15 protein-coding genes are annotated in these 15,273 nt (G+C 70.4%); 9 read left to right on the top strand and 6 right to left on the bottom strand.

Annotated elements, in window-relative coordinates:
• Positions 1–696, top strand: a 696-nt coding sequence (locus tag FNH24_RS32390) for an alpha/beta fold hydrolase (RefSeq protein ID WP_246187120.1), incomplete at its 5' end; no start/stop codon positions are given.
• A 116-nt stretch (positions 697–812) separates the two neighbouring features.
• Here FNH24_RS32390 and FNH24_RS29555 read toward each other — a convergent pair.
• The 3 genes from FNH24_RS29555 to FNH24_RS31655 are packed head-to-tail and all read right to left on the bottom strand — an operon-like array spanning position 813 to position 3,560.
• Positions 813–2,375 carry a carboxylesterase/lipase family protein gene (locus FNH24_RS29555; RefSeq protein WP_161606385.1) on the bottom strand — a complete coding sequence of 521 codons (1,563 nt, stop codon included), beginning with the start codon at positions 2,373–2,375 and terminating at the stop codon, positions 813–815.
• Positions 2,376–2,416: 41 nt separating this feature from the next.
• A complete protein-coding gene (locus FNH24_RS29550; RefSeq protein ID WP_152365781.1) occupies positions 2,417–3,025 on the bottom strand; it encodes a TetR/AcrR family transcriptional regulator in 609 nt (202 codons plus the stop codon).
• 1 nt (position 3,026) lies between these two features.
• Positions 3,027–3,560, bottom strand: a complete 534-nt coding sequence (locus FNH24_RS31655; protein WP_161606384.1) for a hypothetical protein — start codon at positions 3,558–3,560, stop codon at positions 3,027–3,029.
• A gap of 114 nt (positions 3,561–3,674) precedes the next feature.
• Between FNH24_RS31655 and FNH24_RS29540 the strand changes: the two genes are divergently transcribed.
• Complete coding sequence (locus FNH24_RS29540; RefSeq protein ID WP_161606383.1) at positions 3,675–5,630, top strand: serine hydrolase domain-containing protein; 1,956 nt, start codon at positions 3,675–3,677, stop codon at positions 5,628–5,630.
• A gap of 47 nt (positions 5,631–5,677) precedes the next feature.
• Here the strand turns inward: FNH24_RS29540 and FNH24_RS29535 are convergent, their stop codons facing one another.
• A complete protein-coding gene (locus tag FNH24_RS29535; protein ID WP_152365778.1) occupies positions 5,678–6,778 on the bottom strand; it encodes a sensor histidine kinase in 1,101 nt (366 codons plus the stop codon).
• Positions 6,771–7,457 carry a response regulator transcription factor gene (locus FNH24_RS29530; protein WP_152365777.1) on the bottom strand — a complete coding sequence of 229 codons (687 nt, stop codon included), beginning with the start codon at positions 7,455–7,457 and terminating at the stop codon, positions 6,771–6,773. The genes FNH24_RS29535 and FNH24_RS29530 overlap by 8 nt, the downstream gene beginning before the upstream one ends.
• A gap of 89 nt (positions 7,458–7,546) precedes the next feature.
• Here FNH24_RS29530 and FNH24_RS29525 point away from each other — a divergent pair, with 89 nt between their 5' ends.
• Complete coding sequence (locus FNH24_RS29525) at positions 7,547–8,026, top strand: D-alanyl-D-alanine carboxypeptidase family protein (protein WP_152365776.1); 480 nt, start codon at positions 7,547–7,549, stop codon at positions 8,024–8,026.
• Complete coding sequence (locus FNH24_RS29520) at positions 8,023–9,165, top strand: lipid II:glycine glycyltransferase FemX (RefSeq protein WP_152365775.1); 1,143 nt, start codon at positions 8,023–8,025, stop codon at positions 9,163–9,165. The genes FNH24_RS29525 and FNH24_RS29520 overlap by 4 nt, the downstream gene beginning before the upstream one ends.
• 352 nt (positions 9,166–9,517) lie before the next feature.
• Here the strand turns inward: FNH24_RS29520 and FNH24_RS29515 are convergent, their stop codons facing one another.
• Positions 9,518–10,861: a UDP-N-acetylmuramoyl-tripeptide--D-alanyl-D-alanine ligase gene (locus tag FNH24_RS29515; RefSeq protein ID WP_152365774.1), complete on the bottom strand. Its 1,344-nt coding sequence runs from the start codon at positions 10,859–10,861 to the stop codon at positions 9,518–9,520.
• 107 nt (positions 10,862–10,968) lie between these two features.
• Between FNH24_RS29515 and FNH24_RS29510 the strand changes: the two genes are divergently transcribed.
• From FNH24_RS29510 to FNH24_RS29490, 5 genes are read left to right on the top strand one after another with little or no spacing between them, the layout of a single operon-like run.
• Positions 10,969–11,988, top strand: a complete 1,020-nt coding sequence (locus FNH24_RS29510) for a D-isomer specific 2-hydroxyacid dehydrogenase family protein (protein WP_152365773.1) — start codon at positions 10,969–10,971, stop codon at positions 11,986–11,988.
• Positions 11,981–13,021, top strand: coding sequence for a D-alanine--(R)-lactate ligase (vanA, locus tag FNH24_RS29505; protein ID WP_152365772.1), 1,041 nt, complete (start codon positions 11,981–11,983; stop codon positions 13,019–13,021). The genes FNH24_RS29510 and vanA overlap by 8 nt, the downstream gene beginning before the upstream one ends.
• On the top strand, positions 13,018–13,701 hold the full coding sequence (gene vanX, locus FNH24_RS29500; RefSeq protein WP_152365771.1) for a D-Ala-D-Ala dipeptidase VanX: 684 nt from the start codon (positions 13,018–13,020) through the stop codon (positions 13,699–13,701). The genes vanA and vanX overlap by 4 nt, the downstream gene beginning before the upstream one ends.
• Complete coding sequence (locus tag FNH24_RS29495) at positions 13,646–14,104, top strand: GNAT family N-acetyltransferase (RefSeq protein WP_152365770.1); 459 nt, start codon at positions 13,646–13,648, stop codon at positions 14,102–14,104. Before vanX ends, FNH24_RS29495 begins: the two co-directional genes overlap by 56 nt.
• Complete coding sequence (locus FNH24_RS29490; protein WP_152365769.1) at positions 14,101–15,237, top strand: UDP-N-acetylglucosamine--N-acetylmuramyl-(pentapeptide) pyrophosphoryl-undecaprenol N-acetylglucosamine transferase; 1,137 nt, start codon at positions 14,101–14,103, stop codon at positions 15,235–15,237. The genes FNH24_RS29495 and FNH24_RS29490 overlap by 4 nt, the downstream gene beginning before the upstream one ends.
• The last annotated feature ends 36 nt before the right edge of the window (positions 15,238–15,273 follow it).

Raw genomic sequence — 15,273 nt, 5'->3', positions numbered from 1 at the left:
ACCCCGCTGCCGACCGACCGTTGGACGATCACCGCCCCCATCGCCGTCGCCGTCGGCGGCAACGGCGAGGCCTTCATCCGCGCCGGCGCGAACGCCTTGGCCGCGATCCTGCCGAACGTCACCGTGCTGACCCTGGCCGACCATGATCACTCCGCCTTCTGGACCGCACCCGACCCGGTCGCCGAGCAGGCCCGTACCTTCCTGCTCGCCACCCCGAATCCCAGCGCCGACCCGAATCCCAGCGCCGACCCGGATCCCGGCGTCGCTGGGGCCGCCGAGCCTCCCGTCCCCAGCGCCGCCGTGACCGCCCTCGACCGGCTCGTCGGCGAATGGACCGTCACCGGAGGCGTCGAGGGCGTCGTGCGCTACGAATGGCTGCCCGGACGGCACTTCCTGCTCCAGCACGTCGAACTCGTCCAGTTCGGCCAGCAGATCACCGGCATCGAGGTGATCGGCCACCTGCGACCGTTCGGCGAGCCGGCCGGCACCGACCTCGCCTCCCGCTTCTACGACTCGCTCGGCAACACCCTCGACTACACCTACGAACTCGAGGGGAACACCCTCACCATCTGGGGCGGACCGAAGGGCAGTCCCGCCTACTTCCGCGGCCAGTTCGACGACGACAACCGGGTCCTGGACGGCACCTGGGTCTACCCCGGTGGCGGCGGCTACGACTCCACCATGACCCGCCGCTAACCGAACTGGTGGCCGGACGCGGAAGCGTCCGGCCAACGGTTGCCATCCGAGCCTTGCCGAGTGGCGACTACGGTGCCGAGGGGAGCACCACTGCCTCGGGCTCTCAGCTCTCCGACTCACTCGCCCCGGCCGAGCTCGGCCCAGAACGAGCACTGATGGTCGGCAGCGACGTCGGCGACGGCGATCTCGCTCGGGGCCAGCCGGAGGGCCCGACCATGATCATCCGCCCGGGTCCAGCGCGGAGCACCGTCGTGGTTGGGATCGCCGGTCCGGGCGAAGGTGGCCCAGTAGTCGATCATGGTCTCGGACAGTTGCTGCTGCGGGTCGGTCGGCAGCATGTCGATCCCGAACAGGTCGAAGAGTGAGGGCAGGTCGGTGCCGTGGGCGGCACCTTGTGGCACCTCGGGTGTTTTGATCTTGTTGAGGTTGGGCGCCTGAGGGTCGGCGAACTCGTAGGGGAAGACCGTGGTGTGCTCGGCCAGCCGCTGCTGGGCCTCCTGGGTCGGGCAGGCCCAGGACTGGTCGGACAGCACCGTGGCCCAGGCCAGTCCGGCCGACGGGAACCTGGCCAGCGGGTACCGGTTCGCGACCGCGGCGCCGTCGTCGCCGAACGCGCGACGTAGGAGCGTCGGATAGGTCGTGGCGGTGATCGTCGCCGGATCGAAGTCGATCGCGCCGCCGACGAAGGAGCGGGCCTCGTCCCGGGTTCCGCCGGACAGCACCGGCACCCGGGCGAAGCGTCCTTGGTCCAGGGCCGTAGCGGGATGCCGTGGCAGTAGTTCGGTGCCGTGGGCGACGTGGTTGGCGAAGCCCTGGTTGACCGGCAACAGCTCGTCAGATTTCTTCTCCCGCAGGCATTCCAGCGGTTGATCGGTTGAGCAGCCGAGCTCACGCGCGGCGACCAGGCCGTCGGCCTGGGCCCGTTCGAGGGAGACGTAGGGCTGCTGGGCCGGGGCCTTCGGGTAGAGCCCACCGGCCGGCCAGCTGAGCTTGCAGGAGCCTGAGGCGAGGGCCACCTTGTCGATCAGTTCGGCGGCTCGCGGCGCAGTGAGCGCGGCGCAGGCCGACATGGCGCCGGCGGACTGTCCGAACACCGTGACGTTGTCCGGGTCGCCACCGAAGACTCCGGCATTGCGTTTCGCCCATTCCAGGGTTGCGAGCTGGTCGGCGAGACCGAAGTTGCCCGAGCCCTCGAGACCGGGCAGCCCGAGGTAGCCGAAGATGCCCAGCCGGTAGTTGGCCGTGATCACCACGACCTGACCGCGGTCGGCCAGCCGCTGGGCGTCGTAGTAGTTGCCGGCGTCGCGGGTGAAGCCGCCGCCGTGCCACCACACCATCACCGGCAGTTGCGCATCGGCGGCGACCTCACGCGGCGTGGTGACGTTGAGATAGAGGCAGTCCTCCGAGCTCGGCAGTTGCTCGGTCGAACCTTCCTGCAGGCAAGCCACCCCGGGCGTCTTCGCCGCGCGCTCGCCGGTCCAGCTCCCGGGCCGCTGGGGTAGCTCCCAGCGCAGCGGGCCGACCGGCGGCGCGGCGTACGGGATGTCGTAGAAGAGCCGGGCCCGATCGCTGAGGACCCCCCGCAACACACCCGTGTCGATCCGTACGGTCTGCGGGGCGTCGCCCGGCCGCGGGATCAGCGCACAGCCCGTGCAGACGAACGCGATCAGTAGTGCCAACGTCAGAACGGCCGGGCCGCCCCGCGGTCTGGTCGTCGGAGTCATCGCTGCGTTCTGCTTTCGGTGTGGAGGGAACGGAGGTGGTGGGTCAGGACCCGTCGGGCCCACTCGGGGTCGGCGTCGGCGGGCTCGCAGACGAGGTGGGTCGCCAGACCGTCGATCAAGGCGTGCAGCCGGAGCGCTTCGAGTTCCTGATCCGCCCGGGGGTCGAGGTCGACCCCGTTGTCGAGTTGGGCGATCATCCAGCCGCAGGCCTGGCGCAGTTCGCGGTAGGCCTCGTCGCGCGGCACGCGCAGCGCCGGATCGGCGTTGGCCGCGGTGAACAGCGCGAGGTAGACCTCCATCTCGGCTCGCCGCTCCGGGTCCAGCGGCAGCATCTGGGCCGCCACCGCGATCACCGTCGCGATCGCCGTGTCCTGCGGCGGCAGGTCGGCCACCCGGGCGGTGGCCCGGTCGACGACCAACCGCAGAGCGAAGGCAAGCAGCTCGGACTGCGAGGCGAACAGGTGCCGGAGCGATCCGGGTGATCGCCCGGCCTCGGCCGCCACGGACCGTACCGATGCGCCGCCGACGCCGTCGCGCATGATCACCCGCCAGGTCGCCTCGGCCAGCTCCTGCCGGCGCTGGTCGTGATCGATCAGCCGCGGCATCTCAGCCCTGGCCTGCGACCGGAGCACCGGCCGGGCGCCGGGACCTGGCCGCCGCCCGGTGCGCGGCGAAGAAGGCGCGGACCGATGGCGAAAGCCAGAGCAGAGCGAGCATGATCATGTGGATCAGGTTGGCCGTGATCACCACCAGCAGATACTCGATCCCCTTGCCCGCCGAGATGAGCCCGAGGATCGATGCCGCCACGAGATAGATCGTCAGGGCGATCCGGGCCCAGCCCCGGCCCCGCCACACCTTGATCGTGAACCAGACCAGCAGCACCACGTCGATCACATGCAGCACCGCGGTGTAGAGGATCACCGCAACGAAGGCGATCCCCTGCGCCTGCTCGTCCAAGCCGGGCTGATCGACCAGGATCGTGGCCAGCGTGCCGTCCCGGTCGATGATCATCTTCACCGGCAGCCCGATCAGCAGAACGATGCTGAGCACCGCCCCGACGACCAGTCCGCGCAGCGGCGCCGGAACGGGCCCACCGATCGATTCCGACGAACGATTTTGCTGATACGACTGTGCTTCCATAGACTGAACTTTACTAGCACAGTCGTACTACTACAATCGACTCCGGTGCTGGCCCAGCCCATGAACCCGCTGCCTCGGCCGTGCCGGCCGTCTCGATGTCAGGAGCAAGATCCGATGCCCAGCCGACGGCGCCTGATGAGGGCGCTGCTTTCGATGATCATGACCGGCGTGATGCTGCTCGCCGTCGCAGCACCGGCTGGAGCGAAGCCCCGACCTGACCCGATACCGGACGACCTGACTCAACGGCTGGACGCCGAACTGCCGGCGATCTTGGAGCGACACCGGATCCCCGGGGCCGCGGTGGTCGTGGTCGGTGGCGGTCGGCAACTCGCCGCGCGGGGCTATGGCACCGCCGACCTGATGACCGGAGCCGAGCTGGATCCGGCGCGCACCGGTTTGTTCACCGCCTCGGTGGCCAAGCTGTTCACCGCGACCGCCGCGCTCCAACTGGTCGAGCAAGGCCGGCTCGACCTGGATCGCGACGTCAACGACTACCTGACCGGCTTCGAGATCGCCGACACCTTCCCGGGCCGGCCGGTGACCATGCGCCACCTGCTGACCCACACCGCCGGGTTCGACTTCGCCGTTCTCGGCGGCGGTGGAGCGACCGACCGGGACGGCCGGACTCTCACCGACTACCTGGCGCGGGCCCAACCGGACCGGCTCCGGCCGCCGGATCTCAGCCTCGCGTCGTACGACAACTACGGGGTCGCGCTCGCGGGCCTCGTGGTCGAGGAAGTGGCCGGTCAACCGTTCGAGCGTTACGTCGCCGACCGGATCTTCGCGCCGCTCGGGATGGACCGCTCGACCCAGGCCCAGCCGCAACCGGATCACCTCCGGCGGCAGCTGGCCACCGGCTACCGCGTCGCGGGCGACGACTACGTCGCGGCAACCGGACAGTACGGCCCACTGACCCCGACCGGAGCGGCGACCGTCACCACGGCCGAGGACATGGGCCGGTTCATGCTCTCGCAGCTGCCGGGCGGCCACGCCCGGGTGCTGGACCCTGCCTCGATCCGGACCATGCAGACCCGGCAGGCCGGCCTGGACGAGCGGTTGCCCGGTCTCGGGTTCCTGTGGGAGCTGCGGGACCGAAACGGGCAGCGTCTGGTCACCAAGAGCGGCGACATGCCGGGCTTCCACACCAATCTGATCTTGCTGCCGGCTCTCGATGTCGGGATCTATGTGGCCTTCAACGGTGACGGCGACGGCAACACCGGATGGCTCGCCGGCCGGGAGTTCGAGCGCTGGTTCGTCGACCAACTCATCGCCGGCGACCCGGGAGAACCGTCACAGCCCACCGACCCACCATCCGTACCCCCGGCCGGATCGGCACGGTTCGAGGGAACCTACCGGGGCCTGCACATCAGCCACAGCGAGTTCATCGGAGCCGCCGGGCTGGTCGGCGGCGTCACCGTCACCGCTGAGCCCGACGGATCCCTGGTCACCACCAACGCCGCCCCGGACGACCCCGCCTGGGCAGAGCAGCGGTGGGACCCGATCGGCGATCGGCTGTTCCGCGAGCGAGGCGGCACCGAACTGCTGGCGTTCTCCGCCGACGCGACCTCGCTGACCATGACCGGCGAGCCGATCTACACCTTCACCGAGCTGCCCTGGTACGAGTCGCCGATGCTCCACCAGATCGTGCTCTCGGCCTGCCTGGCGATCGGCCTCGCCGGCGTCGTCGGCTGGCTGATCGCAGCAGCCTGGCGACGGCGGACCGAGCGACCGGGACCGCCGGCCGGCGCCCGGATCGCCCGCTGGACAGCCGGTGGCACCGTCCTCGCCCACCTCGGCTACACCGGCGCCATCCTGCTGCTGTTGACCGACGGGGCCGCGCTGAACGAGACCCTCTTCCTCGGCGACTCGCCGCTGTTGATCATGGTCCGGGTGCTCTCCTGCCTCGGCCTCCTCGGGGCCTTCGGATCGGTCATCGCGGTGGTCGTCGCCTGTTCGCGGCGTTGGTGGACGGTCCTGGGCCGGATCCAGTACGGCCTCGTGGCTGCCGCGGTCGCGGGAGTGCCCGCGATCTGCGCAACCCACGCCATGGTCGGACCGGGCCTCTGGTGACGCCACCGGCCGGGTCGACCCCGGCACAGCGGTCGACCCCGGCGACGCTACGGTGCCGCGGGCAGGACCACGGTGACGCGGAGTCCGCCGGCGGGGCGGGGGGCGAGAGTGAGGGTGCCGTCGTGGGCCTTGGTGATGCTCTTCACGATGGCCAGGCCGAGGCCGACCCCGCCGTGATCGGTACGCACTCGCTGGGAGCCGCGTTGGAAGGGCTCGGTCAGGGTGGTGACCAGTTGCGGGGTGAGCTTGTCGCCGGTGTTCTCGACGGTGAGCACCACGGCCTCGGGCCGCTGCCGGGTGGTGACCCAGACGGTGCCGCGCTCGGGCAGGTTGTGCACGATCGCGTTGTGGACGAGGTTGGTGACCAGCTGCTGCAGCAGGGCGGGTGAGCCGTTGGTGGGGGTCTGGTCACCGGAGGTCTGCAGGGTGACGTCGCGCTGTTCGGCCAGCGGCAACAGGGTCTCGGTCGCTTCCTCGGCGACCAGCGACAGGTCGACGTGCTCGGGGGTGAAGGATCGCCGGTCGGCGCGGCTGAGCAGCAGCAGGGCCTCGGTCAGATCGATCGCCCGGCTGTTGACCAGGTGCAGCCGGTCGACCAGCTCGCCGTTGTCATGATCAGGATCGTTGCGGGCCACGTCGAGCAGGGTCTGGGTGATCGCCAGCGGGGTCCGCAACTCGTGCGAGGCGTTGGCCGCGAACCGTTGCTGTTCGGCGACCTGGGCCTCGAGCTGCACGAGCATGGTGTCGAAGGCGTCGGCGAGCTCGCGGAACTCGTCCTTGCGCCCCTCCAGCTGGATCCGGTGCGACAGCGACCCGCCGGCGGCCTGCCGGGTGGCGTTCCGGATCCGGTTCAGCGGGGCCAGCATCCGCCCCGCGAGCAGCCAGCCGCCGATCAGGCCCAAGATCAACAGACAACCCAGCGCCTGCGCCGCGCGCGGGGCGAACGCCTCCCACAGCTCCCACTGGGTCGGGATCGGCCGGCCGCCGCGGCTGCCCGGCACGTCTTCGGGGAGGTAGACCACCCGCGGCACGTAGCGCAGCAGGAACACCCAGACGACCGCGATCATCAGGGCGCCGGTCAGCATGATCACCCCGGCGTAGCTGAGGGCGAGCTTGATCCGGACACTCAGCCCGGGCTGCCTATCCACGGTCTCCCTCGGGTCCGGAACCGGTGTCGATCCGATAGCCGACGCCGGGCACGGTCGCGATCAGCCAGGGCTCGCCGAGGCGTTTGCGCAGCGCCGAGACGGTGATCCGGACGGCGTTGGTGAACGGGTCGGCGTTCTCGTCCCAGGCCCGCTCCAGCAGTTCCTCGGCGCTGACCACCCCGCCCTCGGCGGCGACCAGCACCTCGAGCACGGCGAACTGTTTCCGGGTCAGCGCGACGTAGCGGCCGTCCCGGAAGACCTCGCGCCGGAACGGGTCCAGCCGCAGCCCGGCGATCTCGCGCACCGGCGGCCGGTTGTGGGCGCGCCGGCGGTCGAGGGCGCGCAGCCGGAGCACGAGTTCCTGCAGCTCGAACGGCTTGGTGAGATAGTCGTCGGCGCCGAGCCCGAAGCCGGAGGCCTTGTCGTCCAGCCGGTCGGCCGCGGTCAGCATCATGATCGGCATTCCGCTGCCGGAGGCGACGACGCGCTTGGCGATCTCGTCGCCGGACGGGCCGGGGATGTCGCGGTCGAGCACGGCGATGTCGTACGCGTTGATGCTCAGCAGTTCCAGCGCCGTGTCGCCGTCGCCGGCGATGTCGGCCGCGATCGCTTCCAGCCGCAACCCATCACGGATGGCTTCGGCCAGCAGGGGCTCGTCCTCGACGATCAACACGCGCATTTGGCCACGACCGTACCGGGCGGGGCCTATTGCCGGCATATCGAAAAGCCCATACGCGCCGACAACACCGCGCGCTCTTGACTGACGACATGACTCGAGCCACCTGTCGTACGCTCACCGAGGCCGACGGCGCCGTCCCCGAAGGCGTGACCGTGTTCGACGACGGCTATCCGGCCGTCGCCAACCTCAGGCCGGAATTGCTCCGGGCCCTGCGCGCGGCCGCGACGGCTGCCGCCGCGGAAGGTGTGAAGTTCTACGTCAACAGCGGCTGGCGTTCCCCGGAATACCAAGATCAGCTGCGCCGGGACGGGATCGTCAAGTACGGCTCCGAGGAGGAGGCCGCCCGCTGGATCGCCACCCCCGAAACGTCGCCGCACGTGTCCGGCGAGGCGGTCGACATCGGGCACTCCGAGGCCAAGGCGTGGCTGTTCGAGCACGGTGCGGCGTACGGGCTGTGCCAGATCTACAACAACGAACCCTGGCACTACGAGTTTCGCGCCGAGGCCATCGAGCACGGCAGCCCGCCCCGGTACGCCGACCCGTCACGCGATCCGCGGCTGCAGCGGTGACCGGCGCGCACGACCTCGCACCAGCATCGAGCCTCGGGCTGACCGTCGGGCCGATCGGCGCCGCCGAGCACCTGGCATTCGTCCGGGAGCAGCGCTCGGTCAGCTTCCTGCAGACCCCGGCCTGGGCCGGCGTCAAGACCGAGTGGCGCAGCGAGTCCCTCGGTTGGTACGACAGCGGCCGGCTGGTCGGCGCCGGGCTGGTGCTGCACCGCCCGGTGCCGCGACTCCGCCGCTTCACGCTGGCGTACCTGGCGCAGGGGCCGGCGATCGACTGGACCGGCGACCTCGGCGCCTGGCTCGACCCGCTGGCGACCCAGCTCAAGGCCCGCGGCGCGTTCGCGCTCCGACTCGGCCCGCCGGTGCGCACCGACACCTGGACCGCCGGCCAGGTCAAGGAGGGCATCGCCGACCCGGGCCGCCGGCGGCTCACCGACCTGCCCGGACAGTCCGATCAGGTCGGCGCCCGGGTGACCGGCTGGCTCCGCAGCGCGGGCTGGCGGCCGCAGAGCACGGCCGACGGCTTCGGCGTCGGGCAGCCACAGTTCACCTTCGAGCTACCGCTGGCCGGCCGGACCGAGGACGACCTGCTCAAGGGCATGAACCAGCTCTGGCGCCGCAACCTCAAGAAGGCCGCCAAGGCCGGCGTCGAGGTCACCGTCGGCGATGATCTTGAAGCCTTCCATCAGCTGTACGTCCACACCGCCGAACGGGATCACTTCACCCCCCGGCCGCTGCCCTACTTCCAGACCATGTTCCGGGCCCTGAGGGCGGAGGATCCCGACCGGATCAAGCTCTATCTCGCCCGGCATCAGGGCGACCTGGTCGCCGCCACCATCGGCATCCGGGTCGGCGGTCACGCCTGGTACGTCTACGGCGCCTCCAGCACCGCGAAGCGTGACGTGCGCGGCTCCAACGCCTGCCAGTGGGCCATGATCAGCGACGCCCTGGCCGCCGGCTGCGACGTCTACGACCTGCGCGGCATCACCCCGACGATCGACTCCGACGACCCGCACGTCGGCCTGATCCAGTTCAAGGTCGGCACCGGCGGCCGAGCCGTCCGCTACGTCGGCGAATGGGACCTCCCCCTCCGCCCCCTCCTCTACCGAGCCTTCGACCTCTACCTCAACCGCAACCGCTGAACGAGCTTGTTCCGTTCCCTGAGCCTGTCGAAGGGCAAGCCCGACAGGGACGCTTGTTCCGTTCCCTGAGCCTGTCGAAGGGCAAGCCCGACAGGGACGCTTGTTCCGTTCCCTGAGCCTGTCGAAGGGCAAGCCCGACAGGGACGCTTGTTCCGTTCCCTGAGCCTGTCGAAGGGCAAGCCCGACAGGGACGCTTGTTCCGTTCCCTGAGCCTGTCGAAGGGCAAGCCCGACAGGGACGCTTGTTCCGTTCCCTGAGCCTGTCGAAGGGCAAGCCCGATGCATCCCATGGTCCGTCATGATCATGGAATCACCTGGCCAGCCCTTCGACAGGCTCAGGGAACGGAACGCGCTCAGGTCAGCGCGGCAGCGACCTCGTCGAGGTGGGCGCCGCGGGAGGCCTTGATCAACACCACATCACCGGATTCGAGCTCGTGGAGCAGCCAGTCGACGGCGGCGGCGTTGTCGGCCAGCGCGACGGCGCGCTCGCCGGCGCCGGCAACGATCTGCCGGCCGGCGGCGCCGATCCCGACGACCAGATCGGCCCGGGCGGCCGCGTACCGGCCGACGGCGCGGTGCTCGGCGTCGCTGTCCTCGCCGAGCTCGAGCATCTCGCCGAGCACGGCGATCCGGCGGCCGCCCTCGATGGCGGCGAGCGCGTCCAGGCCGGCGAGGGTGGATTCGGGGTGGGCGTTGAAGGAGTCGTTCAGCAGGGTCGCGCCGCCGGCCAGGTCGCGCAGCTCCAGCCGCCACTTCGACAGCGCGACGTCGGCCAGTGCCGTCGCGGCCCGGTCGAGAGGGATGCCGGCCGCCAGTCCGGCCGCCGCGGCGGCCGACGCATTGAGTGCCTGGTGCGCCCCGAGGATCGGCAGCGTGGTCGGGGCCGCGGCGGCGGTGGTCCGGAGCACGAAGGACGGCCGGGCGAGCCGGTCCAGCGCCAGGTCGGTCACCCGGACGTCGGCGTGCTCGGCCAGGCCGAAGGTCAGCACCGGACCGTCGGTGAGCGCGCGCATCGCGACCACCCGGGGATCGTCGGCGTTGAGGATGGCAGTGCCGCCCGGCGCCAGCCCCTGTACCAGTTCACCCTTGGCCGTGGCGATGGCTCCGCGTGATCCGAACTTGCCGAGGTGGGCCCGGCCGACGTTGAGCACGATGGCGATGTCGGGGGCGACCAGGCGGGTCAGGTCGGCGATCTGGCCGAGGTGCCGGGCGCCCATCTCCAGCACCAGGAAGCGGGTCGCCCGGTCGGCGCGCAGCATGGTCAGCGGCACCCCGAGCTCGTTGTTGAGCGAGCCGATCGTGGCGACCGTCGGCGCCGTGCTCGACAGCACCGCGGTCAGCAGGTCCTTGGTGCTGGTCTTGCCCTGCGAGCCGGTCAGCCCGACGACGGTCAGGCCGTCCCGGAGCCGGCCGACGACCTCGGCGGCCAGGGCCTGCAGCGCGACCTGGGCGTCGTCGACGACCACGGTCGGCAACGCCGTCGGCCGAGAACCGAGCACGGCCACCGCCCCGGCCCGGCCGGCCTGGTCGGCGAAACCGTGACCGTCGACGTGCTCGCCGGCGAAGGCGACGAACAGACCACCCGGCTCGGCCTGTCGCCCGTCGAGCACGGCCGGCGCGGTCACCGTCACGGCACCGTCTCCCGCGACGGTGCCGCCGACGATCTTGGCGATCTCGTCGAGGCTGAGCGGGATCATGCTGACTCGCTGGAATTCATGCCTCCCAGTCAAGTGATCACGGCATATCGTCGGCATATCGAAAAGCCGATACGCGCCGGCAACACCGCCTTCTCTTAGCTGGCGGCATGAGCTCCAGCGATCCGGCCCGAACGGCGATCCGCCGCCCTCGCTCGAGGTCCGCCACGCTGGAGATCACCATCTACGGCTGCGGGCCGGACGAGGCCGTCCTGTTCCGCGAGCTGGCACCACAGTACGGCGTCCTGCCCAAGATCACCGAGGCACCGGTGTCGGAGGCCACGATCGAGCTCGCCTTCGGCAACCGCTGCATCAGCGTCGGCCACAAGACCAAGATCACGAACTCGACGTTGCTCGCGCTCAGCCGGATCGGCGTCGGGTACATCTCCACCCGGAGCATCGGCTACAACCACCTCGATCCGCGCTTCGCCGAAAGCGTCGGCATCACCGTCGAGAACGTCACCTACTCACCCGACAGCGTGGCCGACTACACGCTGATGTTGATCTTGATGGCGGTGCGCCAGGCGAAGGCCATGGTCCGCCGCACCGATCTTCATGATTACCGATTGAACGACGTACGCGGGCGGGAGCTGCGCGACCTGACCGTCGGAGTGATCGGCACGGGACGGATCGGCGCCGCCGTCATCGATCGGCTGCATGGCTTCGGCGGCCGGATCCTCGCCTACGACCTCCGTCCCAAGATCGCGGCCGACTACGTCCCGCTCGACGAACTGCTGCAACAGAGCGATCTGATCACCCTGCACACTCCACTCACGCCGGACACCCACCATCTGCTCGGACGGCACGAGTTCGAGCGGCTGAAGCCCGGCGCCCTGGTGATCAACACCGGCCGCGGTGCCCTGCTCGACACCGAGGCCCTGCACGCGGCCCTGATCAGCGGCCGGGTGAGCGGCGCGGCGCTGGACGTCCTCGAAGGAGAGGAAGGGATCTTCTACATCGACCACCGCGACACCGCGATCGACAACGAACTGCTGCCGCGACTCCAGGCGCTGCCGAACGTGCTGATCAGTCCGCACACCGCCTACTACACCGATCATGCCCTGCGGGACACGGTCGAGAACTCAATGATCAACTGCCGCCAATTCGAAAGCAGGAGCCAGCATGACTAAGTTGCACGTCGGAATCATCTTCGGGGGCGGCTTCGAGGAGCATCCCGTCTCGGTCAAGTCGACCCAGGAAGTCGCCAAGAACCTCGATCTCGACCAGTACGAGCCGTTCTACATCGGGATCACCAAGAGCGGCGCCTGGACCCTCTGCGACGGCCCCGAGGACGGCTGGGAGGACGGCCCCGGCCGGCCGGTCGTGCTGTCGCCGGACCGGAGCAATCCCGGCCTGCTGGTGCTCGACCCCGGGGACCACCAGACGATCAAGCTCGACGTCGTGCTGCCCGTGCTGCACGGCCGGCTGGGCGAGGACGGCGCGATCCAGGGCCTGTTGGAGATCGCCGGGATCCCCTACGCCGGTTGCGACATCCCCAGTTCCGCGCTGTGCATCGACAAGTCGCTGACCTATTCCGTGGTCGCCGGCGCGGGCATCGGGACGCCCAAGTTCTGGATCGTCGCGGCGGGCGACGAGGTGGATGCCGACCGGTTCAACTATCCGATCTTCGTCAAGCCGGCCCGGTCGGGATCATCGTTCGGCGTCAGCAAGGTCTCGACGAAGGACGAACTCCCGGACGCGCTGCGGACCGCGGGCCAGTTCGACTCCAAGATCATGATCGAAGAGGCGGTGGTCGGCAGCGAGATCGGCTGTGCAGTCCTGGGCAACGACGGGGAGTTGATCACCGGCGAGGTCGACCGGGTCGCGCTGACCCACGGCTTCTTCAAGATCCACCAGGAGGACGACCCGGAGAGCGGTTCGGAGAATGCGACCTTCATCGTCCCCGCCGACATTCCGGTCGCGTCCCGCGAGCTCGTCCGGGAGACGGCGAAGGCCATCTACCGTGCCCTGGGCTGCCGCGGCCTGGCCCGGGTCGACCTGTTCCTCACCGAGGACGGCCGGGCCATCCTCAACGAGGTCAACACGCTGCCGGGTCTGACCTCGTACAGCCGCTATCCGCGGATGATGGCCGCCGCCGGGATGCCGCTGTCCGAGGTGATCGACCGGGTGATCGGACTGGCCCTGGCCGGCCCCGGTCGATGAACGACGGCTTCGTCTTCGTCGACTCGGTCGTCCCCGGCATCCGCTGGGACGCCAGATACGCCGGCGGCGACAACTTCACCGGGCGGCCGGTGGCGGGTTATCGGGCGAATCGCATCGTCGGCACCCCGGCCCTGTGTGCCGCCCTGGAACGGGCCCGGGACAAGGCCGCCTCGATCGGCTTCGGCCTGTTCCTCTGGGACGGCTATCGACCGCAGTCCGCGGTGGACGACTTCCTGCACTGGTCGCGGCAGCCGGAGGACGGCCGGACGAAGCCGCAGTACTACCCGAACCTCGACCGGTCCGACCTGTTCGCCCAGGGCTATGTGGCCACCCGGTCGGGCCACAGCCGGGGCAGCGCCGTTGACCTGACGCTCTTCCGGCTGACGACCGGGGAGCTCGTCTCGATGGGCGGTGATCATGACCTGATGGACACCGTCTCGCATCATGGAGCGGCGGGGGTCACCGAGGCCGAGGCGCGGAACCGGCAGTATCTTCGTTCGGTCATGTGGGGCTCCGGCTTCGACTCCTACCGTTGCGAGTGGTGGCACTACACGCTGCGGGAGGAGCCCCATCCGGACACGTACTTCGATTTCCCCATCACCGATCTCGTCGACAAGGGAACGCATGCAGATCCGACCGGCGCAACCCGCCGACGCCGCGGCCGTCACCGCATTGCTTGAGCAACTGGGCTATCCGCAGGACGGCGAGTCGACCACGGCAGCACGGATCCAGGGCTGGGCCGACGATCAGTCCAGCGCGGCCTACGTCGCCGAGGCCGACGGTGACGTCCTCGGTGTCGTCGCGGTCCATCTCTGTCCGTTCTTCGAACGCAACGGCCACTGGGCCCGGATCGTCGCGCTGGTCGTCTCCCACAAGGCCCGCGGCCGGGGAATCGGCGGCCTGCTCGTCGCGGCGACGGAGGAGTTCGCCGCCGAGCACGGCTGCGAACGGATGGAGGTCACCAGCTCCAACTACCGCGACGACGCGCACGGGCTCTACCGGAGCCGCGGCTACCTCGACCAGACCCCACGATCATCCCGGTTCATCCGCGACCTCGACCGCAGCGGCGCGGTGCCGGCGTGACGGCGCCGCGGGTCGTGGTGGCCGGCGGCCATTCGGCCGGGCACATCGAGCCCGCGATGAACCTCGCCGACGCGCTGCGCCGCTTGGAACCGACGGCCGAGGTCACCGCCCTCGGCACCGTTCGCGGCCTGGACACGACGCTGATCCCGGCCCGCGGCTACCCGCTCGAGCTGATCCCGCCGGTGCCGCTGCCGCGCACCCTGAACCGGGAGCTGCTCCGGACGCCGGGCCGGCTGCGCGAGTCGGTCCGGGCGACCGGAGCGGTGCTCGACCGGGTCCGGGCCGAAGCCGTGGTCGGTTTCGGCGGCTACGTCGCCGTGTCGGCCTATCTCGCCGCCCGCCGGCGGGGCCTGCCGATCGTCGTGCACGAGGCGAACGCCCGGCCCGGCGTGGCCAACCGGCTCGCGGCCCGGCTGACCCGGCACGTGTTCACCGCCGCCCCCGGTGTCCGGCTGGCCCACGCCACCGCGATCGGGATCCCGCTCCGGCCGGCGATCACCGGCCTCGACCGCGCCGCCCTCCGGGCCGCCGCCCGGCAGCGGTTCGGCCTGCGTCCCGACGGGCTGGTGCTGCTGGTCACCGGCGGTTCGCAGGGCGCCGGGGCGATCAACGCCGCCGTGTCCGGCGCGGCTCCGGCACTGCGGGCGGCCGGGGTCCAGGTGCTGCACGTCACCGGACCGCAGCACGAGGTCGAGGTGCCGGCCGGTGATCCCGCCGACCCGCCCTACGTCGTCGTCCGCTACGTCGACGAGATGCAGTACGCCTACGCCGCCGCCGACTTCGTGATCTGCCGCTCGGGCGCGATGACCTGTGCCGAGCTGGCCGCCGTCGGCCTGCCCGCGGCCTACGTCCCGTTGCCGTTGCGCGGCGGGGAGCAGCGGCTGAACGCCGTGCCGGTCGTCGCGGCCGGCGGCGCCCTGCTGGTCGACAACGCCGACATCACCCCGGCCTGGATCGAGAGCAACGTGATCCCGGTCCTCGCCGATCCCGAGCGGCTCGCGGCGATGTCGGCCAACGCTTCCGCCGCCGGTGCCCCCGACGCCGACGTCGTCCTGGCCCGCCACATCCTCACCACCATCTCGTCGACCCGTCAGTCCCGCGGCCGTTCTGGCGGCGTGTCGCAGCCGATGTGACGGCTCGATCGAGAGGCGAGAGACCCGGTCCGCCCT

Source organism: Microlunatus speluncae (genome assembly GCF_009299835.1).
GTDB classification, from domain to species: domain Bacteria; phylum Actinomycetota; class Actinomycetes; order Propionibacteriales; family Propionibacteriaceae; genus Microlunatus; species Microlunatus speluncae.
This window is presented reverse-complemented; position numbering and strand designations above follow the sequence as displayed.

Coding starts and splice junctions, on each gene's coding strand:
- FNH24_RS29510 (WP_152365773.1), top strand. CDS start 10,969: ATGAGCTCCAGCGATCCGGCCCGAACGGCGATCCGCCGCCCTCGCTCG.
- vanA (WP_152365772.1), top strand. CDS start 11,981: ATGACTAAGTTGCACGTCGGAATCATCTTCGGGGGCGGCTTCGAGGAG.
- FNH24_RS29515 (WP_152365774.1), bottom strand. CDS start 10,861: ATGATCCCGCTCAGCCTCGACGAGATCGCCAAGATCGTCGGCGGCACC.
- FNH24_RS29550 (WP_152365781.1), bottom strand. CDS start 3,025: ATGCCGCGGCTGATCGATCACGACCAGCGCCGGCAGGAGCTGGCCGAG.
- FNH24_RS29495 (WP_152365770.1), top strand. CDS start 13,646: ATGCAGATCCGACCGGCGCAACCCGCCGACGCCGCGGCCGTCACCGCA.
- FNH24_RS29540 (WP_161606383.1), top strand. CDS start 3,675: ATGCCCAGCCGACGGCGCCTGATGAGGGCGCTGCTTTCGATGATCATG.
- vanX (WP_152365771.1), top strand. CDS start 13,018: ATGAACGACGGCTTCGTCTTCGTCGACTCGGTCGTCCCCGGCATCCGC.
- FNH24_RS31655 (WP_161606384.1), bottom strand. CDS start 3,560: ATGGAAGCACAGTCGTATCAGCAAAATCGTTCGTCGGAATCGATCGGT.
- FNH24_RS29525 (WP_152365776.1), top strand. CDS start 7,547: ATGACTCGAGCCACCTGTCGTACGCTCACCGAGGCCGACGGCGCCGTC.
- FNH24_RS29530 (WP_152365777.1), bottom strand. CDS start 7,457: ATGCGCGTGTTGATCGTCGAGGACGAGCCCCTGCTGGCCGAAGCCATC.